Below are 21897 nucleotides of genomic sequence, written 5' to 3' on the forward strand. Positions count from 1 at the left end.
AATCCGGATGGGGCAGCAGGGTGAGTGGATTCTGATATATTATAGACAAGACCGGGGTGTGATACCTGCCGCAAGAAATATCCTCATTTTTTGCAGCGCGGTGAAGCGCACCCGGAAATTGTGCGGTACATACATAAAATCCTCCTGATGCGTGAGGCACCAGGAGGATTTTAAAACCCCGGTTGAGGCTGGCGGTTACCAGCCGAGGGTCAGGTAGTCGTGCATGGAGTTTGCCGCGTCGCGTCCTGCACCCATTGCAAGAATGACGGTTGCGGCGCCGGTGACGATGTCACCCCCGGCCCAGACACCCTTTTTGGTTGTCTTGCCGGTTTTGGGATCGGCGACGACATTTCCCCATTTATTCAGGGTCATATCGGGGGTTGTGCTGGTGAGCAGCGGATTGGCACCGGAGCCTACCGCGACGATACAAAGGTCGCAGTCGATGGTGAACTCTGAGCCTTTGACCGGGACCGGACGGCGTCTTCCTGAATCGTCGGGTTCGCCGAGTTCCATCTGCAGACACTCCATTCCGGTCAACCGTCCCTGCTCATTGCCGAGATATTTGGTCGGGTTGGTGAGGAGGAACAGCTCAATGCCCTCTTCTTCGGCATGATGGATTTCAGCCTGGCGGGCAGGCATCTCGTCTCTTGAACGGCGGTAGACGATCTTGACGCTTTCAGCCCCGAGACGCATGGCGGTACGGGCGGAGTCCATTGCGACGTTGCCGGCGCCGAGGACGACAACATTTTTACCGAGCGGAATGGGGGTGTCGACCTTGGGATATTCGTAAGCTTTCATGAGGTTTGCCCGGGTGAGGTACTCGTTGGCGGAAAGAATTCCGACCAGGTTTTCCCCGGGAATGTTCATAAAGCGCGGAAGACCGGCGCCGACACCGATGTAGATGGCATCATATCCTTCCTCGAAAAGTTCATCAAGCGATACGGTGCGGCCGACTACGGCGTTGCACTGGATATTGACTCCCTGCCTTTCGAGAAAGTTCACCTCCTGGGCGACAATGGCTTTTGGCAAACGAAATTCCGGGATACCGTAGACAAGGACACCGCCCGGCTTGTGAAAGGCCTCGAACACCGTCACGTCATGGCCTTTGATGATAAGATCGCCGGCAACGGTCAGTCCCGAAGGTCCAGAGCCGACGACGGCAACTTTTTTGCCGGTGGAGGCGGCTTTCGGCGGCAGCTCTCCTGTGCCGTTTTCCCGTTCGTAGTCGGCACAGAACCTTTCCAGGTTGCCGATGGCAACAGGCTGGCCTTTGCGGCCTACAATGCAGCGTCCCTCGCACTGTGACTCCTGCGGGCAGACGCGTCCGCAGACCGCCGGCAAAGCATTTTTCGACCAGAGGTTGCGGATCGCACCGGTGAAATCACCTTCGGTAATTTTTTCGATAAATCCCGGAATGTCCACGCCAACCGGACAACCTTCAACACAGGCCGGTTTTTTACATTGGAGGCACCGTGAGGCCTCGTCCTGCGCCATCTTGACCGTATATCCGGTTGGTACTTCAAGAAAATTTCTGGCTCTTACCTTTGGCTCCTGCTCGGGCATCGCTACCCGTTCCTGCTTCTTGGCTTTTTCTGCTGTTTCTGCCATAATATCCTCCGTAAGGCATTCAACTCTATATTGTAAATGAAAAGACGAATGTTTGAAAAACAGTACTAAACCGCCAGGGGCGGTTACTTGGCGTCGCGGATTGTGCAGTAATCATTGTGGCACTTGCGCTCTTCCTCGTGGTAAGCACGCAGGCGCAGCATAAGCTCGTCGTAATCGACCTGATGGCCGTCGAATTCAGGGCCGTCGACGCAGGCAAACTTAGTCTCGTTGCCAACAGTGACCCGGCATCCGCCGCACATTCCGGTACCGTCGACCATGATCGGGTTGAGGCTGACAAGGGTTTCGACGTTACGTTCCTTGGTGATCTGCGAGACCGCCTTCATCATCGGTACCGGTCCGATGGCCACGACAAGCTTGACGTCCTCGCTGTCGAGCACATCCTTGAGTACGTCGGTGACGAAGCCGTGGTGGCCGTAGGAGCCGTCGTCGGTGCACACCCGCAGGTCATGGGAGGCGTTCTTCATCTGTTCTTCGAGGATCAGCAACCCTTTGTTGCGGGCGCCGATGATACAGGTCACGTCGTTGCCGATATCTTTGAGGCCCCTGGTTATGGGGTGAAGAACCGCAACCCCGGTACCACCGCCCACGCAGACCACCTTGCCGACTTTTTCCAGATGGGTCGGCTTTCCCAGGGGACCGATTACGTCCTGGAAGCCTTCGCCGACTTTGAGTTCCTTGAACAGCGCGGTGGATTTGCCGACAACCATGTAGATGATGGTTATGGTACCTTTTTCCGGATTAGTCTCGGCCATGGTAAGCGGAATTCTTTCACCTTCCTCGTTTGCCTTAAGAATGACAAACTGACCGGGTTTTGCTTTCTTGGCGATCAGGGGAGCCTCTATTTCATTGAGAACTACTGTTCCTTCAGCCATCTCTTCACGATGAACAATTTTAAACATTTTTTCCTCCGAAGGTAAACCCATTGAATTTTATATGGAAAATATTTCGTGAATATGCCTAATTCCCCGAGTAAATAATCATAAAGTTCTGTTTAAAGCAATAGGTATTGTTGGCTAATTGAAAAGGCTGATAGTAACATGATGCAATACTGATGCCTGCAATTCTTTGGAATTGAACAAAATTTAAAATAAAAACTAAACCATATTTGCCGACCGCTAGAAATGAAAAAGTCAGACAATAGAAATTGGCAGGAGTTGGTGGAAAATGCAGTCCGGATAAGAAAAGAACTGCACCAAATTCCCGAGCCGGCCTGGGAGGAGTTCGGGACCGCCTCCTTTATCCAGACCCAGCTGGATGCGATGGGGGTGTCCTGGAAACGTTGCACTGAGACCGGCATTGTCGCCTCGATTGCACCGCAGAAAAAAGGTGAACACCTGGGGTTTCGCGCCGACATGGACGGGCTGAGGCTGCATGAGCAGAACGACGCCTGGTATCGGTCAACGCACCCCCAGGTCATGCACGGATGCGGTCACGACGGACATATGGCGGTCCTGCTGGCGGTTGTCAACTGGCTGAATCGGCATCAAGACAGGTTAGAGGGCCCGGTGACTTTTATCTTTCAGCCGGCGGAGGAAGGGGGGCACGGTGCAAGGGAAATGATCAAACACGGGGCGCTTGAGGGGGTCGACCGCATTTTCGGCTGGCACAACTGGCCGGCTATCCCCCTGGGTAGTGGTGTCTGCCCGGAGGGGCCCCTTATGGCCGCCAACGGCTCTTTTGTCATCAGGGTGAAAGGCAGCGGAGGCCACGCGAGCCAGCCCGAGCTGTGCCGGGATCCCGTGCTTGCGGGGGCTGCAATTACCCTTGCTCTTCAGCAGATTGTCAGCAGGAACCTCTCCCCCCAGACCCCCGGTGTTGTGAGTGTCACCTCCTTTGACGGCCGGTCGGGGGCGACGATTATTCCGGAGGCGGTGACGCTGCAGGGTTCGGTAAGGCTGGGAGCCGAAGGCGAAATGGGAAAAATCGGCAAAGCCATTGAGAGCATAGCGACTTCTATAGCCGCCGGATACAATACCTCGGCGGAGGTGAAATTCACTCCACGCTACCCGGCGGTGATAAACAGCCGTGACGAGGCCCGCAGGTTCGCCGGTTGTCTGGCTGAAGGGTTCGGTGAGCACTATTTTCGTTCCGAAATAGAGCTGCCGATAATGGCTTCGGAGGATTTCAGCTACTATCTTGCGGAAATTCCGGGGGCATTTGCCTTAATCGGCGCAGGGGACGGGGGACGCTACTCGGTTCCCTGCCACAACAGCTGTTACGATTTCAACGACAGGCTCATAGAACCGATGGTGCGAACCCTGTGCCTGCTGGCCGGAGTCTCTTTCTAGGGAAATTATTGCACAAGCCTTAGTCGTTATGCTGCACCGGCAAAACGACAAAGGCGGTGAAAAAAAACAAGGGAGCTGCAGCCAGTGAGTTCCGTATCTTGAGCAGGCGTCATATCGTGTCGACAAAATTAAAGGAAATATTCAGGCCCATCCTGCCACCGGACGAGCTGGAGCTGCTGGTCGGCAGTTACGATGTGGTCGGTGATATCGCGGTCGTTACCGTACCCGATGAACTGCGACATCGGGAAAAACTGATCAGCGAGGCGATCCTGTCAAGCAACGGCAGACTCAAGGTGGTGGCCAAGAAAACCGGGATCTACGGCGGCGAGTTCAGGACCGTGCCGCTGCAGGTCATAGGCGGGGAGAAGAGAACGGAGACGGAGGTGAAGGAATTCGGGATTCGTCTCAGGGTCGATCTTAGCAGGACCTACTATTCCGTGCGAAGCGGTGCGGAAAGAAAAAGGATCGCCTCCCTGGTTGCCGGGGGCGAACACGTCTTGGTACTGTTTTCAGGAATCGGTCCTTATCCCTTGATAATATCGAGATACAGCAAAGCCGAACGGATAGTGGGGGTTGAGAAAAATCCCGTGGCGCACCGGTATGCCCAGCAAAACCTGGCCATTAATAAAGACGTCGGCAATATCGAGCTTGTCTGCGGGGATGCAAAAGAAGTAAGCGGCCTCTATTGCCGTCCTTTTGACCGGGTGATCATGCCCCTGCCAAGAGGCGGCGAAAGATTTCTGGCCGGCGCCCTTGATGGTGTTCGTTCCGGCGGGACCATCCATTACTACCAGATGCAGAGCCCGGACGGGTTTCAGGACTCAATCGACATGGTGGCCGCTGCCGCCGGCCGTGCGGGGCGAAAAATCATCTGTGCCCAGGCGGTTCGCTGCGGCCATTGCGGACCTAAAAGCTATCGCATCTGCGTCGATGCAAAAATCTCCTGAACCCACAACTAGCCGGCGATATTTTCCTATAATATTTTCCAGATGCCTTCGGCGGAGGCGATACAGGTGTCGCCTGAGTGGATCAGCCCCTGAACGAAGATGAGCGACCGGGTTTTTCTCAATATTGTCGCCGTGCCGTGCAGGGTGTCTCCCGAGGTCGAGGCGGCCATGAACTTCACATCGAGCGAGATGGTGGCTATTCTTTTTTCCCCATCCAGCGACCGGTAGGCAGAGGTCCCCATTCCGGAATCGAGCAGGCTCATGATATACCCTCCGTGGGTAATGCCGACCGTGTTGAGATGAATCTCCTGTATGGTGGTTTTGAACTGGAACTGGGTGTCGCTGATTTTTCTGAACTGCATCCCGCCGTTGTGCTTCATGTAACTGCTGCGGCTTACTTCCTGGTATTCGTCCTGTGTCATCTGTCAATATCCTGGTGTTCGGGGGGCGTTTTTGCCGCTTGTTGGGAGATCGCCTGTTGGGAAATTGGACTTTTATGGTTGATATTTATCTAAAATTAATTGAAATATAAAGAATACGCATCTGTTTGTCATGGTGGAGCTGATGTGCTTCTAAGTTAAATGAGCAGTACGGACATCCATAATACATTATGGTCAATTTTGCGCAAGGGAACGATTATGCATGTAACATTTTACGGGGCGACAAGGGAGGTTACCGGGTCTTTTCATACGCTGTCAACGGACTCCGACACCATTTTACTGGATTGCGGTCTTTTCCAGGGCAGAAGAAAAGAAGCCGAAGCGAAAAACAGAGTCCTTCCGATTAATCCGAAAATCCTGACAAACATGGTGCTGTCCCATGCCCATATCGATCATTCCGGAAGAATTCCGATGATGACCAAAAACGGGTTCAACGGCCAGGTTTTCTGTTCCAGGGCCACGGCCCATGCCTGTGAATACCTGCTGCGCGATTCGGCCAAGATACAGGAGGGCGATGCGTCGTATCTCAATTACAAGACCGCCAAGTATTTTCTGAGCAGGATGAAGACGGGAGGGGGGGATAAGAAGCTGACCAAAACGGAAATCAACGAGATCAGGACACTGCTCAAGTCGGGCAACCACGATCTGCGCAACGAAGTCATCAACAATCTTCTCAGGGAACAGAACCTTGAGGTGATCACCCCGCTCTACTCCTTGACGGAGGCCGAGGAGGCGCTGGAATATTTTCAGGGTGTACCGTTTGCCGAGCCGGTAACGATCGGCAGCAACCTCACCTGCACCTTTTATGTCGCCGGCCACATCCTCGGTTCGGCTATGTCCGTTCTGCAGTACGCGAATAACGGTCAAGTCAAGAATATATTATATTCCGGTGACCTGGGTCGATTCAACAAGCCGATTATCAAGGATCCCACCCTTGATTTCAAGGCGGAACACCGGGAGATAGACCTGATGATAATGGAATCAACCTACGGCGACCGGCTTCACGAGCCGGTATTCGATATGAAACCGTTGTTGAAACAGGTCCTGATCGAAACCTTTGACCGGGGAGGTTCAGTAATAATTCCGGCGTTCGCCTATGGGCGCACCCAGGAATTGATCTACTTTCTGCATGAGCTCTATCTTGCAGGTGAGGTCCCGCCGATGCCGGTCTGGGTCGACAGTCCGCTGGCGACGAAGATAACCCATGTCTTTGGCGAACATCCCGAAACCTACGACGAGGAAACCCACCAGGCCTTTTTGAGCAAGGGGCTTAATCCCTTTGATTTTCACCAGCTCAAGTTCGTACAGACGGTAGAGGAGTCCATCGCTCTTAACAGGGACCAGAAATCCCATGTGGTCCTGGCCGGATCGGGTATGTGTGAGGGAGGGCGGATCCTCCACCACCTGCGGCACAAAATTCACGATGAACGAAACACCATACTTATCGTCGGATACATGGGGGAGAACACTTTTGGCAGGCAACTGCAGATGAAAGCGGAAAAATATGAGGAAGGTGGACGCAAGGGGGAGCCGCCGACGGTAAGATTCTACAACAAGGAATATCCCCTGAAAGCCCATGTTAAAACCCTCGGCGGGTTCAGTGCCCACGGAGACAGAAATGAGATGACGCGGATTCTCAGGGAATCGAACCTGTCCATAAAAAAGATAGCCCTTGTCCATGGGGAAAAAGAGCAGATCAATGGGTTTGCCGAGCATCTCCGCGGTGAAGGGTATGAGGTGACCATTCCGTATCAGGGGCAGAGTATCCGGGTGTAGTCTCACGTCTTTTCCCTCGGCAGGATTTCTGCTGTTGAAAAATGGCTCGATGATGACTATCTGGTTGTCTCGGATGTTATAACAGGAGCAAGTCGCAGCCGATATTCCGGCATGTTCGATGATAACTGAAAAAAATAATTGAGGACAATACCATGGACCAGCCTGTTGAAAACTACTGGCAACTGCGTCTGCAGGCAGTGCAGGAAGCTTTGAAGAGCAATAATTTTGATGCTCATACAGTAAAAAACGTCGCCGCCGCCCGTGCGCTGATTCTTGATAAACTGCTGCCGGAGGCAACACCCGCTTCGGTCTCCTATGGCGGTTCGATGACGGTAAAGGCGACCGGGGTTCTTGAGGAGATCGGTGCTATGAAAGGGGTGGAGCTGATTGTACCCGACGAGCCGAATCTGTCGCTTGAACAGAAGATTGAACGAAGAAGGCAGGGGCTGCTGGTCGATCTCTATCTGAGCGGTACCAACGCGGTCACCGAAGAAGGGTGCCTCGTAAATCTCGATATGATAGGCAACCGGGTTGCCGCGATTACCTTCGGGCCGAAAAAGGTAATAGTCATAGTAGGGAGAAACAAGGTCGTAGCCGACCTGGAGGCGGCAATGTACCGGATCAAGGAGTATGCCGCTCCGGCAAACGCCATTCGTCTTGACTGTAAAACTCCGTGTGCCAAGACCGCAACCTGTGCTGACTGCAGCAGCCCGGGCCGAATCTGTAACCACTGGACCATGAATGAGAAATCATATCCGAAAAACCGGATCAGCGTGATTCTGGTAAACGAGGAGCTTGGGCTCTGAGGAAATGGAATCCGGGACGACAGAGCTGCTTGCTCCGGCGAAAAACCTGAGCTGCGGAGTGGCGGCTATTGATCACGGGGCGGATGCCGTATACATCGGCGGCCCGCAGTTCGGTGCCAGGGCGGCAGCGTGCAACAGCCTGGACGACATCGAGAGGCTGATCCGCTACGCCCATGTCTTTGGTGCGCGGGTGTATGTGGCGCTGAACACCCTTTTCTCAGACCGGGAGCTGGAACAGGCTGCCGGTCTGTGCCGCCGTTACCATGAGATGGGGGCAGACGCGCTGATCATTCAGGATCTTGGCCTGCTGGAGACGGAGCTGCCCCCCATGTCCCTCCACGCCTCGACCCAGATGAACAACCGGACCCCTGAGAAAGTGCGGTTTCTTGAAAAAATAGGGATGCAGCAGGTTGTTCTTGCCCGGGAACTGAGCCTTGGCGAAATAGCAAAAATCCGGCAGGCGACCACGGTTGCGCTTGAGTTCTTCGTCCATGGAGCCCTTTGCGTCTCATACAGCGGCCAGTGTTACATAAGCGAGGTGATGGCCGGCCGCAGTGCAAACCGAGGGGAGTGTGCACAGTTCTGCCGGCACAGCTACACCCTTTCAGACCGGTGCCGGAATATCCTTTTAAAGGACAAGTACCCGCTCAGCTTGAAAGACCTCAACCTCTCCTCCCACCTGGCACAACTGCTCGATGCCGGAATCAGTTCCTTTAAGATCGAAGGGCGGCTCAAGGATGAGGGGTATGTCAAGAACGTTACGGCATATTACCGTCGGCAGCTCGATACGCTGCTGGAGCATGGCGGCAGCCATGGCCGGAGTTCTTCGGGAACATGTTTCTACACCTTTACCCCCGATCCGGAAAAGTCGTTTTATCGGGGCGCGACCTCCTATTATCTGACCAAGAGGAAAAACAGGCCGGCGGAGATCAGGACCCCGAAGGCCACCGGCAAGTTTCTCGGCCGGCTGCAGCGGGTCGAGCGGTCCTTTATGACCATCGACACCCGGGAGAAGATAAATAACGGCGACGGCCTGTGCTTTTTCGGCAGGGACGGAGCGTTGCGCGGAATTCGGGTCAACAGGGCGGAGAGCAATAAGGTGTACCCCAAAGAGGGGTGGGACCGATCACAGCTTGTTTTAGGAACGAAAATATACCGCAACCTGGATGCGGAGTTCAATAAGTTGCTCCGTAATTCCCATAACTGCAGGAAAATTGCCGTATCCCTGGAGCTGACTGAGCAGGCGCAGGGCCTGTTGCTCACCGTGACCGATGAAGACGGCGTCGTGTCAAGGAGTTCTGTCGCCATGCAGAAAGAGCGTGCGAGAAAAACCGGCGGAGTTGCGCAGGTTGCCGCAAGACAGCTGGAGAAAAGCGGCGAGTCGGTTTTTATGGTAAAGAGCGTTGGCGTCAAGGTGAGCGAGGAACTGTTCTGCCCCGTGTCGATTTTAAATAAACTGCGAAGAGATGCGCTTGAAAAACATATGGCGGCGCGGCTTGCGCACTATGTGGTCGAACACCACCCCCATATTCTGGGCAACGATCCGCTGCCAGACGAAAATCTTAGCTATCTTGACAATATAACCAACAGCTATGCCGAGCGGTTCTATCGGCGCCACGGTGCAAAACTGTCCCCCGGAGGATACCGCGAGCTGCTTGTCGAACGGGCTGACAATCCGCTGCTCATGATCACCAGGTATTGCCTCAGGGGCCAGCTTGGGCTCTGTCCGCGTCTCCAGACGCCAGCTGGTGGTGCAGCTGAACCCCTGGTTTTATCCGATAACAGTGGCCGCTATGAACTGGTCTTTTTCTGTGATACATGTGAAATGGGTCTCAAGAGGCTGGAGGAAAAACAGCGGTAACAAAACCGGACGGCCGGGGCAATGTTGACTCGCGCAATTTTTTTTTATACTTTGTCCGGTATCGACGGATGAAAAGACACAGCCGATGGTAGCGCTCCCGGTAATCGGCACGCGGGACGGTCGGTATGACTCACCAATGAAAAAACACCTTTTCAGCGCGTTGAGAGTTGCCGGGCATGGTGTCAATGGCTGCAGGTCATTTTCGTCTTACTATTAACAATTATGAGCTTTCTGGAGCTGAAGTGAATCATAGGGAAATTGAAAAAACTCTGGTCTCTGAAGAAGAGGTTAAACAGATAGTGCAGCGGTTGGGCGATGAAATTTCATCTCACTACGGGGTACTCGAAAAGGAGCTGATGGTGATCGGGCTGCTGCGCGGCTCTTTTATCTTCATGGCCGATCTTATCCGTGTTATCAAGACGCCTCTGGTGGTCGACTTTCTGACCGTGTCCAGCTATGGCGACGGTACCGAAAGCAGCGGGGATGTCAAGGTTGTCATGGATCTTGACTCGTCGGTTGAGGATCGCGACGTGCTTCTGGTGGAAGATATCGTGGATACCGGCAGGACATTTGCCAAGGTGATCACGATGATGAAGAAACGAAACCCCAAATCACTCAAGATATGTACGTTTCTCAACAAACCTGCTGCGCGCATAACCGAGGTTCAGATCGACTTCTGCGGTGTCGATATTCCCAATGAGTTCGCCGTGGGATACGGGCTGGATTTCGCCCAGAATTACCGCAACCTTCCCTATGTCGGGGTATTGAAGACATGAATCTGTCGTGGTGATGGCGGAAAGGACGCGGTCCCCGGTCCTTTTCAGCCGAAGTACCTGATCAGCACCGAACTGAGCCATGGCAGATAGGTGATTATGCCCAGGGTTATCAGCAGCAGCGCTAAAAAGGGAAGGGTCGACCGGTAGAGTTCGGCCACCGGCCGGTCAAACCGGTAGGAAGCCAAAAACAGGTTGAGCCCCACCGGCGGGGTGCAGTAGCCGATCTGCAGGTTGGTCAGAAAAACAATGCCCAGGTGGACCGGGTCTATGCCGTATCCCTGGGCGATCGGCAGAATAATCGGGACGATGAGTACCAGCGCCGAGAAGATATCGAGCATTGCCCCGACCAGGAGCAAAAAGATGTTGAGCAGCAGCAAAAACATGTACTTGTTGCTGATAAACGCCTGGATAACACTAAAGATCCGTGACGGGATCTGCTGGTCGATAAGGTAGTTCGTGGAGGCCATCGAGGCGGCAAGGATGACGAGAATACCACCAAACAGCACCATCGATTTACTCATGATAGCCGGCAGCTGACGTACTGTTACATCCCTGTGGATAAAAAGCTCCACCACCAGGACGTACAAGGCTGTCACAGCCGCAGCCTCGCTTGGCACGAGGTAGCCGCCGTATATTCCGCCTATAAGGATAAAAGGCAGCGGCAGTTCCCAGCATATTTCGCGGATACCCGCGATCATCTCTTTTGGTGTAAGCGATTTTCCAGCCGCCTTGGGCGGGCTCATCCTGAAAGCGTATCCGGCCAGCAGGATAATCATCAGCAGCCCGGGCAGGATGCCCGCCAGGAAAAGGTGGTCGATCCTCGACTCGGAGATCACCCCGTAAAGGATAAGGGGCAGGCTGGGAGGAAAGAGCAGGCCGAGGCTGCCCGATGAGGTGATGAGGCCCATGGAAAAACGTTCCTTGTAGCCGTCCTGGATAAGGGCCGGGAGCAGCAGTCCGCCCAGTGCAAAAATGGTCACTCCGGAGGCTCCGGTAAAAGCGGTGAAAATGGCACAGACCAGCAGGGAGACCACCGCGAGCCCACCGGGGAGCCAACCGAAAAAGATCTGGCTGAATCTGAGCATTCTGGCAGGAGCCCGGCTTTCAGAAAGCAATATCCCGGTAAAAATAAAGAGGGGCAGGGATACCAGCAGCGGTGTGTCGGCGAGCCGGGACATCTCAATGATGACCACTGAGATGTTGATGCCGGCCCCGTGAAACGAAAGCAGGGCCAGGGCGGCGATAACCAGGAACAGGGGAGAGCGCAGCAGGGCCAGTCCGAGAATCAGCAGCTTGAGGGTGTTCATGACCGGTCTCCGCCGCGTTGGGTAAAAAGGTGGGAAATAGCTTTGAGCTGCAGGATGATCAACAGAAAATATTTTACGGTAATCAGGCCGAAGGCAAAGGGGAAGATCGTATTCCACAGCCAGAGTGGCAGCGTAAGCGGCCCGGTCCCGCCATATTCAAACTCATTTCTTAAAAACAGCCAGCCAGCAAGGGTCAGTCCGGCCGAAGCGCAACAGCTGAACAGATGGGTAACAAGGGACAGGAAGGGGGCGACCCGGTCGGGAAAGCGGCTGCCGACCAGGTCGAGCGCGATATGTTTTCCCTTGGCTGTTGCGGTCACTGCCCCCAGCAGACCGCACCACAGGACCAGGTATCGCAACAGTGGATCGAGCCAGACAAAACCGCTTTCGAAAACGGTCCGCAAAACGATCTGGGTGCAGGCAAGACAGATGACCGCAACCAGCATTACCGACAGCACAGCTTCCTCGGTTTTGTTCAGCAGCCCGAAAACGCCATCTTGCCCTTGGGGGAAGAAAGCGACGGTATAGGGAGGCGGCTGCTGCCGTTTATTGCTTTCTGAATTCTTCAAGGAGTTTAAAAGTGTGGTCCTGGATCGATTTGGAAAAAGCGTCCGGAACAAGCTGTTTTATGGTCTCGTTCCGCTTTTCTTTGAGTAATTCGATGGTCCCATGGTCCAGGGTCAGGAACTGACCGCCTCTTTGCTTGAGTATCAACCGCGATTCCTGGTTGCTCTGCCTTGTCTTCTTGAGCAGCACCGGAAAATGTTTATGTGCCGCCGCAAGGAAAACCTGTTTTTGTTTTTCTGTGAGTTTGTTGAATTTCTGGCTGCTCACCACGAATACCCCATAGGCGTAACCGTAGGGGAGATCAACTATGTATTTAGTCTTGGTGAACCACTGCAGGACAATGGAGCCGTAAAAGGAGTTGTAGACGGTTTCAACCAGTCCGCTCTGCAGCGAGGAGAGTACATCCGGAATGATAAGCTGGATCGGCGTGATGCCCAGGGTCTGGAGGAATTTTTCCGAGACGGGATCGCCGGTTGGCGCCCAGTTCTTGCTTTGCTTGAAAGTTTCAAGGTCGGAAATCGGCAGGGTCGACATGGCGTAGACGAACCCGACCTCGGTCATGGCGATCAGTTCCAGCCCCTTGTCGCGGAACTGTTTTTCAAACTCGGGGAGCAGACCTTTTTTTACAAAGTCGATCTCTTCGTACGAATGAAAAAGAAAGGGAATTCCAAGTATCCGAAAATCGGGGACCTGTGACGCAACGCCGGTCATTGTGAACCCGCCGCCATGGAGCTGGCCGACGCGCATTTTTCTGAACATCGCTATATCGTCGCCCATGACCCCGCCGGGGTAAATTCGAAAATCGACCTCCCCACCGGTCTTTTCCCTTACTTCCTCTGCGAAGTTTTCAAACTGCGTGGTCCATACCGAGCCGGCGGGTGCAAGGCTGGCAATCTTGAACAACTGCTTCGATCCACCATTGGCCTGCGGGCCTGCTAGAAACAGCAGCACCAGAATTGAGATAAAAGAGGAAAACAACTTCATAGATACTTCTCCAAAAGGTTGTGAGGGCGGGCAACGACGAAAAAAAGATTGCCCTACAGTCGAGTCTAATCACCGAAGTAGTTTTCTTCCAGAAGTTTTTTGGCCCTGCGCTGGGCGAGATGATTGCTCAACCCGTATTCGGCAGCCGAATCAACCGGGAAAGACACCACTTCCTCAAGAAGAGCATCATGCAGCTCCCTGTTCATAGTTGAACGGGCGTAGGTCTCGGCATAGCTGGTTTGCACCATGAGAAAGCGCCTGTCGGATGCGGCGAGGGCCTGCTCGAAATGCATTCTGCTCAATTCCGGCCTGCCGCCAAGCATCTTCGGTTTCGCTGCGTAGTAGACACCCCAGAACAGATGAACGCTTCCTCCCTGATACCCGGGGGCAAGTACAAGAAGTCTCTGCATTATCTTTTCCAGGTAGACCAGATCCGCCAGTGCCGTGGGAGAACCCTGCTGGGATTTTACCCATGTCAGCCAGCCCATTGCTCCCCAGAACAGGGCGGGAACGTCGGCGGTGTCGGTGCGCGATAATGACCGATCAAACTTCTGGTCTGAGCCGTCAAACTCAAACTGCATGGCCAGAAGGGTTTTGCCGTATCGTTTTGCCTTTTCGGTTATTGCCGAGATCCGTTCTTCACCGTCGCTGTTGCACGATTCAAAAGCCTCACTATAACCGGTATATGCCTGAACGGCGGAAAGCAGCAACCCGCGGTTGGTAGGCGACGACACAAGAAGGGAGTCGAGCATCAGCAGGTACGCAGGGGCTCCCTCGCATACTAGATCTATATCGGTCTGTTGCTGCAGGTTATCCAGGGTCGGTTGGATTAAATGTCTGTTGACAAGGCTGGAGCAGCCTCCGAGGATTACAAGCAGGAGTGCAGACCCGAAGAAGAGCGCTGTATTTTTCCGCATCATCTGGAACCCGTCTTTGCTGTTTGTGCTGCCGGCGATAAAAGCGACGAGCCATGGCATAACGTGTCGGCTCATCTTCAAAGAACAGCGGACTAACAGGGGAGAGGGGTGTTTTTATCCCCCATCTCCCCCTTGCAGACCGATGTGTTTTCCCCCAGCTCCGGCTACTGCTTGTTGTTTTCCTCAACGGCTTTTGAGATTGCCTCGCTGGTTACTTCGAGTATTTCCTTAGTGGCCTGAACCAGATCCTGCAGTGTTTTTACCACTTCTTCCTGGAGTGCCGGCTTGGCGGCGCCATCCTTTCCGGTTTCCTCGGGAGCTTCTACTGCACCTTTTTCCTCTTTTTGGGCGTCGATGATTTCCTTGCCGGTATCGACAACTTCAACCGCAACGGTTTTTGATGCGGCAAGCATCTGTTGGGTGGCTGTTGCCAGTTGTTTTGATACGGCTACCATCTGGCTGGTTGCCTGAACCATGCTCTGCATGGCGATATCAAGTTCTTCCTGAGTCGTTATCGGCTCCTGCCTGGAAGGCCTCATGCACGGAGGAAGCTGATCCGGGGACGGCTTGACGATGGGCTTGCCGCACGGAGCTATAACGATCTGTGCAGGTTCATCTTTCGCTACGGCAACGTCCTGCTGCTGAGCGTTTTTGTGCTCAACCGCCGCCTCCTGCTCATCCTGGGTCGGTTGCTGCTGCGCTGGTTGCTGTTGTTGAGCTACTTCCTGCTGAGCGTCTTTGTGCTCAACTGTCGTTTTTTCCTCTACTGCATCGGCAGTGTGAGTAGCTTCTGCACTCTCCTGCGACTCTTCTGCCACTGCTGCTTGATGCTCCTCAACCGCTGGTGCACTTGCTTCTGTATGCCCGGTCTCAACGGTTGACTCAACTATTGGTTGCTCATGGGAGGTACTGTTTTGGTCATCTGAGTCGGGGCTGCAGCCGAAAGTGATCAGATAAATTGCAACCATTGCAATTATGGCGTACTTCATAGTCTTTTCTCCTGTGTTTGGTAAGTCGTTTAATAGCAAGTGATTCGTATATTGTTAAAATAATTAAATTATCCGCGCGGTTGTTGTCGATAAAACATAAATATTACCACAATTTGTCGATATTTTTTATAATTTTTACCGGCACAGACCGTCATTACGGGAATTTTTGTCATTTATGATTGTTTTTTCCACAATTGCCGGCGGGTGTGCTTTGTTCTCCGGCATGGCAGGGACATTGCGGATAAAATTACCGTAACTCAATTCTTAACAGATTGAATTGAGTTACGGTTGGAACAGGAATCAGCTCTTCTATGCAATGTCGGGAGCAGGGTCCGACTTTTCAAGGCCGTAGTTCCTGGCCATCTGCCCAATCTCCTGCTCCAGGCGAAGAGTCAGCTCGGGCGGGCCGAGCACTTTTGCCATCGATCCGTATTGCAGAATTTTCATTATCAGCTCCCGGTCGTCGCTTACCGGCAGGTGCATCACGATGCCTTCCTCTGTCTCCTGCATTTTCTGCTCATCGTGCCAGTGCTGATTTTTTATCAATGCGGCGGCTGTGCCGGTAAAGAGAATTTTCGCATGGTAGCGTATTTCTCCCTGAAAGATACCGAAAGTATGTGCTCTTGACCGGTTTTCACGGATCGCTTCCGGCGGTGGCGACTCTTCTGTAAGTGCGGCTTTTTGAATTCTACCGATGTGAAAGAGCCGCTCACTGTCTCGCAACAGACAGAACCCCCTGAGATACCACCGCCCTTGGTAGTTAATAATCCTGATCGGGGCGATAGGCCTGACGTTCTCCTGCCCCCCGGGTGACCGGTAATGGATAATGAGGAGCTTTTCCGAGATAACCGATTCTATTACGCTCTCAAAGATCTGGTGGCTGATGGATTCGATTTCGATCCATTGCACCTCCAGAGCTGTCATTACCTTGCCGAAGTCACCGCCGAGCATGGGCGTCAGGCGCTGTTCGAGCTGTTTTACCTCCTGCAGCTCGCTGAGTCCCGTCTCTTTGGCCATTTTGCCGAGCATGGCCAGAAAGAAGGCGATTCGCGGACTTTCGGCAAATGGAAGACAAAAAGAGTCGTTCTGGTAATAAAAGCCGTTCCTGGTACTGTCAAACGAGAGCGGCGCGAGCAGTCTGTCGCGCAGATAGGCTATATCCCTTTTGGCGGTGGGGAGAGAAACCTCAAAATGTTGGGCAATCTGTCGGGAGTTGGGAAACTTGCCTTTCAGGATTTCCTGGTGAAAATAGAATATCCGCTCGATAAGGCTCATCGGCTCTATTTGGTGTGACGGCGATGTTTTACAGGAAGAATTTTTAACTGTTCACGGTATTTGGCCACTGTCCTTCGGGCAATCTTGATATTTTTCTCGGCAAGATTTTGGGCAATGGCGTTGTCGCTTAAAGGCGAGTCCTTGTCTTCGTCCTGGATCATTTTCCTGATCAGGGTCTTGATCGATTCCGACGCCATCGCATCACCCCCTTCTCTGGGAATGGCGGTAGAGAAGAAGAATTTCAGCTCGTAAATTCCCTGGGGCGTGTGTACGTACTTGTTCGATGTCACCCTGCTGACGGTGGATTCGTGCATGTCGATATCCTCGGCCACATCCTTTAGAATCAGCGGCTTGAGATGTTCGGCGCCCCGCTCAAAAAAATCATACTGGAATTTCAGGATGGATTCCATCACCTTGTATATGGTCCGCTGTCTCTGGTAAAGCGACTTGATGAACCAGTCGGCATTCTTCAGCTTTTCATTGAGATACTGTTTGGACTCCTTTTCCAGGGTCTTATCATTTTTCAGCAGTTCCTGGTAGATCGAGGACAGTTTGAGCTGCGGGAGATCGTCCTCGTTGAGCTGGATGACGTATTCATCGTCTATTTTTTTTACATAAACGTCGGGGACGATGTAATTGGTGTCGTCGGTAGCGTAGGGCAGTCCGGGAAACGGCGTCAGTTCACTGATGATATAGTTGATGGCTCTTTCTATTTCCGGCTTCTTCTTCCCGGTAGCACGGGCCAACATTTTATAGTTGCGGGTCTGCAGCAGGGGAAGATGGTTGAGCACGATTTCCGCTGCGAGACTGTCACCTTTGCCGAGCCGTTCCAGCTGGAGGTAGAGGGATTCGCTGACGTCCCTTGCGCCTATGCCCGGAGGATCAAGATCCTGGATAACCTCCAGCACATACTCCGCGTCGTCCAGTTGGCATCCTGTCTCCCGGCAGACGGAATCGAGATCGATTTCAAGAAAACCGTAACGGTTGAAGTTGCCGATGATGTACAGGGCGATGTCCCACTCGTTCTCGTCGAGTTCACAGTGGGCCAGCTGCCACTGGAGATACGCCATAAGGTCCGGCTTCTCGGAAATGAAGTCGAACTGGGATGGTGCGTCGGCGGGGGGAGTTTCCCTTGCAAAGGAGAAATTGCTGTCGAAATTGTTGGCGTAATCCTCCCAGTTGATTTCCGGCAGGTTGTCAGAAACCTGAAATTTCTCAGTAAAATCGGACTCCTTGCCGGGATCAAGGTTCTCGTCCGTTGCCGAAAGCCCCGAGGAGCGCTCGCTTGAGTCCTGCACAAGAGTATCTTCTTCCAGCGCCGGGTTCTGTTCGATCTCAGCTTGCAGGGCACCGGACAACTCAAGCCTGTTGAGCTGCAGGAGCTTGATGGCCTGACGCAGTTGCTGCGTCATTACCAGTTTTTGTGCAAGTTTGAGCTGTTGTCTGAGTTCAAGGGCCATGAGAATATCACATGTGAAAATTTTCGCCGAGATACATTTTACGTGCTACTTCACTTTCAATTATATCATCAGCAACACCGCTTGTAAGTACCTGACCCGCATTCATAATGTAGGCAAAATCACAAACCTGTAACGTTTCTCTGACATTATGGTCGGAAATCAGTATACCAAGCCCCTTTTCTTTAAGGTTGAAGATTATTTTCTGGAGATCGCCGACCGCCAGCGGATCGATTCCGGCAAATGGCTCATCGAGCAGGATGAACTGGGGCCTTGTTGCAAGAGCCCTCATGATTTCCACCCGCCGCCGCTCTCCTCCCGACAGGGCGTGGCCTTTGTTTTTACGAAGGTATTCTATGTTGAGTTCCGCCATCAGTCCGTCAATTCGCAGGTTGATTTCCCTTTTTGAAAGACCGAGAGGTTCGAGTACTATCCGGACGTTTTCTTCAACAGTGAGCTTTTTGAAAACGGACGGTTCCTGGGCAAGATAGGAGATGCCGCGCAGCGCTCTCTTATGTATCGGCAGGTTGGTTATCACCTCGCCGCTGAGGATGACGCTGCCGGAGTTTGGCCGTATAAAACCCGCTATGGAGTAAAAAGTAGTTGTTTTTCCAGCGCCGTTGGAACCAAGGAGTCCCACGACTGCCCCGGTGTTGACCTGCAGGCTGACGCCGTCAACCACAGTTCTCGGGCCGTATTTTTTAACTAAATTTCGTGTTTCAAGAAGTGCCATAAATTTTACTGTGACAGGTCACTGAGTGTCTAATTTTGCAGGATCGTCATGTTTACCCTGGAACCCTTCTTGTCCTTATCCTGCTGCTCAGCACCGGTTACCCGCGGACCGCCGATTACCTCGGAACGTCCTTCGTCAAGGTAATAGATGATCTTTTCGCCGCTGACCATGTTCTGCCCCTGCCAGGCCTTGGCGTTCCCGGTAAGGATAACCTGCCTTTCCTTGGCGAGATAGATCATTTTCTTTGAGGTCCCAAGCCACTCTGCACGGGTGAGTTCCACGTTGCCCGTGCAGACAAGTTTTTCAACCTCCTTGGATGAGCTCTGCTTGGTTTTATTTTCGCGGTAATGGACGACCATTTTATCCGAGCGGATTCTTACATCCGCCTGTTTTGCGTCCACGTCTCCTGTGAAAGTTACGGAGTTGGTCTTTTCCGTCGAGGTCATGTGGTCCGCTTCTACCTGGATGGGGGCGTTGTCGGCAAAGCAAGGGGAGACCATGAATATGAGCAGGGAAAACAGAGCACAGAGACGGCGAAACAAACTGTGCTGACAACAGAAAATCATCATTACTCTCCTCGAGTCAGATAATGAGCAGGCTGTAATTCTTTTACGATACTGTCATATTTTGCAGCCATGGTAGCGTAAGGCGGCAAAAATGTAAAGTGGTGGTGCATTCTAGCGCTCACAATTAAAACATTTTCCCGTCCTGTTGCAGGCCCTGGTTTTTACCGGCCCGGCAGAGCCGGATGAAACAGCTCTTTACTTACATTAGAGCAGCCATTACAATAGGCACCTGTCCGGTTTCTGGTCTGTTTTGTTGTTTGCTCCCTGTTGGTTTTTAACCATTCTTATTCCAGGCTGTACTCCAAAGCGGACAACATGAAACGTTGACAGGTCTGCCCCGTGCCAGGAGCGGATGATAATACCCTTTACCGCATAATAATCACATAAAATTTTAACAGCACCATAAGGATCGATTTCACAATCGAAAATACAATCATGGCTAAAACCGTCCAGGACCAGATAGAAAAGGCAAAGGTTCTTATCAATGCCCTGCCGTACATGCAGAAGTTCAGGGACAAAACCATCGTGATCAAATACGGCGGTCACGCGATGGTCGACGACCACCTGAAAAGGCAGTTCGCTCTTGACGTCATCCTGCTCAAACAGATCGGAATCAATCCGATTATCGTTCACGGCGGGGGGCCCCAGATAAACAGGCTTCTTGAACGTCTTGACATCAAGCCCAGCTATGTCGAGGGAATGCGGGTGACCGACGGGGAGACCATGGATGTGGTTGAGATGGTACTGGTCGGCAAGGTGAATAAACAGATCGTCGGCCTGATCAACCACTGCGGAGGCAAGGCGGTGGGGCTGTCCGGACGGGACGGAGATCTGGTCTGCGCCGAAAAACTCAAGGTGTCGAGCACCAGGATCCGGGAAGCGGTGAAGGATTCTCCGCCGGAGCTTATTGACCTTGGCAGGGTCGGGCGAGTGACCCGGGTCAATACGGCGGTGCTTGAAAGCCTGTATCTCAAAGATTTCATACCGGTAATCGCCCCGGTGGGGGTTGGTGAAGACGGGCAGGCCTTCAACATCAACGCCGACCTGGTGGCTGGCGCCATAGCCGGAGCGCTGTCGGCGGAGAAGTTGATGCTGCTTACAGACGTGGAGGGAGTCAAGGACAAAAACGGTGAGCTGATCACCTTTCTGCCCCATCAGGAGCTTGAGTCCCTTGTCGCCGACGGTACTGTTGCAGGGGGAATGATTCCCAAGGTGCGCTGCTGTGTGGATGCGCTGCAGAGCGGCGTTGCAAAAACATATATCCTCGACGGCCGGGTGGAGCATTCCATTTTACTGGAAATATTCACCAAAGAAGGCGTCGGAACGGAGATTTATTGACGTGGAAAACAACAAAAATCTGAAATCCAGGGGAGATGACGTCTTCATCGGAACCTACCTGCGCTACCCAGCGGCAATGATAGAAGGCAGCGGCTGCAGGCTGGTCGATGCCGACGGCAAACAATATCTTGATTTTCTGTCCGGCATCGCCGTTTGTGCGCTCGGTCACAGCCACCCGCAGGTGAGCAGGGCGATATGCGCCCAGGCGGAAAAACTGGTGCATGTGTCAAACCTCTACTATACCCAGCCGCAGATTGAGCTTGCCGAAATGCTTGTCGCCAATTCCTTTGGCGACAAGCTGTTCATGTGCAACAGCGGGGCCGAGGCAAACGAGGCGGCGATCAAGCTTGCACGTATCCATTCCGCCAGCGGACGCTATAAGGTCATCAGCCTTGGAGGCTCGTTCCATGGCAGGACTCTGGCCACTGTCGCCGCGACTGGCCAGCCGAAATTTCACCAGGGGTTCGAGCCGTTGCCCGACGGGTTCGTTCATGCGCCGTTTGGCGACCTTGACGAGCTCGAAAAGTGTATCGACGACGCAACCTGCGCCATCCTTTGCGAGCCCCTGCAGGGGGAAGGCGGGGTGCGGCCCCTGTCCGTTGCCTATCTCCAGGGGATCCGCGAACTGTGCGATAAATACGGTCTGTTGCTTATCTTCGATGAAATACAGACGGGAATGGGAAGGACCGGCACCCTGTTTGCCCACGAGCAACTGTCGGTTACTCCGGATATCCTGACCATGGCCAAGGCCCTGGGCAACGGGTTGCCGATCGGGGCGATGATGACCACTGAAGCCATCGCCGCCTCTTTTGTGCCGGGAACCCATGCGTCCACATTCGGCGGCAATCCGGTGGCCTGTGCCGCCGGGGTGGCAACGCTTAGAATCATTCTTGAAGACGGTTTTCTAGCCGGGGTGCGGGAGAAAGGCGACTATTTCAGGAGCAAGCTGGAAGGGCTTGCCGTCCGGTTTCCCGGACTGCTCAGCTCGGCACGGGGAATGGGCCTTCTCGTCGGCGGCGTACTGACGGAAAAGGGTATCGCCGTGGGCGGTGAGATCGTCACCCGGATGTTTGAACGGGGATACCTGATGAATTTTGCCGGGAACTCCGTGCTGCGTTTTGTACCACCCCTCATCGTAACCGAGCAGGAGATCGACGAAATCGTCGAAGCGCTGGCCGGGGTGTTGGCCGAGTATTCGTAAAAGAGAACAGACGGGGGAAAAAAGCCGGGTTGGTTGCTCA

At 53.3% G+C, this 21897-nt stretch carries 20 protein-coding genes; 8 read left to right on the plus strand and 12 right to left on the minus strand.

Annotated elements, in window-relative coordinates:
* Positions 1 to 195: 195 nt before the first annotated feature.
* Positions 196 to 1608: an NADPH-dependent glutamate synthase gene (gene gltA, locus BLQ17_RS16020; protein ID WP_092224659.1), complete on the minus strand. Its 1413-nt coding sequence runs from the start codon at positions 1606 to 1608 to the stop codon at positions 196 to 198.
* 83 nt (positions 1609 to 1691) lie between these two features.
* The gene (locus tag BLQ17_RS16025) at positions 1692 to 2528 is read right to left on the minus strand and encodes a sulfide/dihydroorotate dehydrogenase-like FAD/NAD-binding protein (protein ID WP_092224661.1); all 837 of its coding nucleotides are present in this window, start codon (positions 2526 to 2528) and stop codon (positions 1692 to 1694) included.
* A gap of 258 nt (positions 2529 to 2786) precedes the next feature.
* Here BLQ17_RS16025 and BLQ17_RS16030 point away from each other — a divergent pair, with 258 nt between their 5' ends.
* Positions 2787 to 3917 (plus strand): amidohydrolase, encoded by a 1131-nt coding sequence (locus tag BLQ17_RS16030; RefSeq protein WP_218121818.1) that lies wholly within the window; start codon positions 2787 to 2789, stop codon positions 3915 to 3917.
* A 56-nt stretch (positions 3918 to 3973) separates the two neighbouring features.
* Positions 3974 to 4864: a class I SAM-dependent methyltransferase gene (locus tag BLQ17_RS16035; RefSeq protein WP_092224665.1), complete on the plus strand. Its 891-nt coding sequence runs from the start codon at positions 3974 to 3976 to the stop codon at positions 4862 to 4864.
* Positions 4865 to 4890: 26 nt separating this feature from the next.
* On the opposite strand, the gene BLQ17_RS16040 is transcribed toward BLQ17_RS16035, so the two are convergent.
* The gene (locus BLQ17_RS16040) at positions 4891 to 5286 is read right to left on the minus strand and encodes a PaaI family thioesterase (RefSeq protein ID WP_092224667.1); all 396 of its coding nucleotides are present in this window, start codon (positions 5284 to 5286) and stop codon (positions 4891 to 4893) included.
* 216 nt (positions 5287 to 5502) lie between these two features.
* Here BLQ17_RS16040 and BLQ17_RS16045 point away from each other — a divergent pair, with 216 nt between their 5' ends.
* From BLQ17_RS16045 to hpt, 4 genes are all read left to right on the plus strand, one after another.
* Positions 5503 to 7080 (plus strand): MBL fold metallo-hydrolase RNA specificity domain-containing protein, encoded by a 1578-nt coding sequence (locus BLQ17_RS16045; RefSeq protein WP_092224669.1) that lies wholly within the window; start codon positions 5503 to 5505, stop codon positions 7078 to 7080.
* A 152-nt stretch (positions 7081 to 7232) separates the two neighbouring features.
* Positions 7233 to 7886 (plus strand): lactate utilization protein, encoded by a 654-nt coding sequence (locus BLQ17_RS16050; RefSeq protein WP_092224671.1) that lies wholly within the window; start codon positions 7233 to 7235, stop codon positions 7884 to 7886.
* Positions 7887 to 7890: 4 nt separating this feature from the next.
* Entirely contained in the window at positions 7891 to 9747 is a 1857-nt protein-coding gene (locus tag BLQ17_RS16055; protein WP_092224673.1) for a peptidase U32 family protein, read from the plus strand.
* 242 nt (positions 9748 to 9989) lie between these two features.
* Positions 9990 to 10523 carry a hypoxanthine phosphoribosyltransferase gene (gene hpt, locus BLQ17_RS16060; protein ID WP_245695187.1) on the plus strand — a complete coding sequence of 178 codons (534 nt, stop codon included), beginning with the start codon at positions 9990 to 9992 and terminating at the stop codon, positions 10521 to 10523.
* Positions 10524 to 10567: 44 nt separating this feature from the next.
* On the opposite strand, the gene BLQ17_RS16065 is transcribed toward hpt, so the two are convergent.
* The 9 genes from BLQ17_RS16065 to lptA all read right to left on the minus strand — a co-directional run bounded on the left by BLQ17_RS16065 (position 10568) and on the right by lptA (position 19321).
* The gene (locus tag BLQ17_RS16065; protein ID WP_092224677.1) at positions 10568 to 11830 is read right to left on the minus strand and encodes a TRAP transporter large permease; all 1263 of its coding nucleotides are present in this window, start codon (positions 11828 to 11830) and stop codon (positions 10568 to 10570) included.
* Positions 11827 to 12399, minus strand: coding sequence for a TRAP transporter small permease (locus tag BLQ17_RS16070; RefSeq protein ID WP_092224680.1), 573 nt, complete (start codon positions 12397 to 12399; stop codon positions 11827 to 11829). Before BLQ17_RS16070 ends, BLQ17_RS16065 begins: the two co-directional genes overlap by 4 nt.
* A complete protein-coding gene (locus BLQ17_RS16075; RefSeq protein WP_092224682.1) occupies positions 12377 to 13381 on the minus strand; it encodes a TRAP transporter substrate-binding protein in 1005 nt (334 codons plus the stop codon). The genes BLQ17_RS16070 and BLQ17_RS16075 overlap by 23 nt, the downstream gene beginning before the upstream one ends.
* Positions 13382 to 13446: 65 nt before the next feature.
* The gene (locus tag BLQ17_RS16080) at positions 13447 to 14373 is read right to left on the minus strand and encodes a TRAP transporter TatT component family protein (protein ID WP_092224684.1); all 927 of its coding nucleotides are present in this window, start codon (positions 14371 to 14373) and stop codon (positions 13447 to 13449) included.
* A gap of 89 nt (positions 14374 to 14462) precedes the next feature.
* Positions 14463 to 15287 (minus strand): hypothetical protein, encoded by an 825-nt coding sequence (locus BLQ17_RS16085; RefSeq protein WP_092224686.1) that lies wholly within the window; start codon positions 15285 to 15287, stop codon positions 14463 to 14465.
* Between the two features lie 309 nt (positions 15288 to 15596).
* Positions 15597 to 16562, minus strand: a complete 966-nt coding sequence (locus tag BLQ17_RS16090) for a helix-turn-helix transcriptional regulator (RefSeq protein ID WP_092224688.1) — start codon at positions 16560 to 16562, stop codon at positions 15597 to 15599.
* Positions 16563 to 16567: 5 nt separating this feature from the next.
* A complete protein-coding gene (gene rpoN / locus BLQ17_RS16095; protein WP_092224690.1) occupies positions 16568 to 18022 on the minus strand; it encodes an RNA polymerase factor sigma-54 in 1455 nt (484 codons plus the stop codon).
* 7 nt (positions 18023 to 18029) lie between these two features.
* Complete coding sequence (lptB, locus tag BLQ17_RS16100) at positions 18030 to 18752, minus strand: LPS export ABC transporter ATP-binding protein (RefSeq protein WP_092224692.1); 723 nt, start codon at positions 18750 to 18752, stop codon at positions 18030 to 18032.
* A 29-nt stretch (positions 18753 to 18781) separates the two neighbouring features.
* Positions 18782 to 19321 (minus strand): lipopolysaccharide transport periplasmic protein LptA, encoded by a 540-nt coding sequence (lptA, locus tag BLQ17_RS16105; protein WP_245695188.1) that lies wholly within the window; start codon positions 19319 to 19321, stop codon positions 18782 to 18784.
* A gap of 432 nt (positions 19322 to 19753) precedes the next feature.
* Here lptA and argB point away from each other — a divergent pair, with 432 nt between their 5' ends.
* On the plus strand, positions 19754 to 20656 hold the full coding sequence (argB, locus tag BLQ17_RS16110) for an acetylglutamate kinase (RefSeq protein WP_092224695.1): 903 nt from the start codon (positions 19754 to 19756) through the stop codon (positions 20654 to 20656).
* 1 nt (position 20657) lies between these two features.
* Positions 20658 to 21857 carry an aspartate aminotransferase family protein gene (locus tag BLQ17_RS16115; protein ID WP_245695189.1) on the plus strand — a complete coding sequence of 400 codons (1200 nt, stop codon included), beginning with the start codon at positions 20658 to 20660 and terminating at the stop codon, positions 21855 to 21857.
* The last annotated feature ends 40 nt before the right edge of the window (positions 21858 to 21897 follow it).

The organism is Desulforhopalus singaporensis (assembly GCF_900104445.1).
GTDB classification, from domain to species: domain Bacteria; phylum Desulfobacterota; class Desulfobulbia; order Desulfobulbales; family Desulfocapsaceae; genus Desulforhopalus_A; species Desulforhopalus_A singaporensis.